1 protein-coding gene is annotated in these 612 nt (G+C 77.5%); it reads left to right on the top strand.

The genetic code is table 11. The annotated features are described in order from the left end of the window. Window positions 1-612, top strand: a 612-nt coding sequence (locus IT781_RS22120) for a hypothetical protein (protein ID WP_228779367.1), incomplete at both ends; no start/stop codon positions are given.

Raw genomic sequence — 612 nt, 5'->3', positions numbered from 1 at the left:
TGGGCCGCGGTCGCCTGGGCCTACCGCTTCACCGGGCCCTTCGACGGCTCGCCCGACGCCCCGATCCGTCTCTTCATCGCTCCCGACGGCTGGTCTCTGGCCGCCCTCGCCCTGGGCGTGAGCGTCGCGCTCCTGTGCTGCCACCGCCACCTGGGCCTCGGGAGGCGGAGCCCCCTCCTCCTGGGCCTGCCCGTCGTGGCGCTGGGCGCGTTGGGGTGGCTGGCCGACCTCGGCCTGCCGCTCATCCTGGTCGTGCTGCTCTTCGTCCTCGCCGCCGCCTCGGCGCTGCCCGCCGCGCTGCGCCTGGAGTCGGCCTCCCTCCGCGCCTCGGCGGGCGCACTGACGGGCGCCCTCACCGGAGCCGCGCTGGCTCTCGCGGCGCAGGACGAGCTCATCACCGCCGTGCTCGCGACCGCTCTGGGCGCCGCCGGCTGGGCCCTCGCCACGAGCGTGCGGGAGCGCGGCACCCTGGCCGGCCCCGTGGCCTCGGCCGGGGCGCTCCTCACGGCGTACGCCGTCTGGGCCTGGTGTGCGACGCTGGAGGCGACGCCGACCGTAACCACGCTGCTGGTCGCGCTGACCGCGGGCGCCGTCCTCCTCGTGGCGCCTCGA

It is taken from the genome of Methylobacter sp. BlB1 (genome assembly GCF_015476545.1).
In the GTDB taxonomy this organism is placed as follows: domain Bacteria; phylum Pseudomonadota; class Gammaproteobacteria; order Methylococcales; family Methylomonadaceae; genus Methylobacter.
The sequence above is the reverse complement of the archived record's forward strand: the minus strand, read 5'-3'. Positions and strand labels throughout refer to the sequence as shown.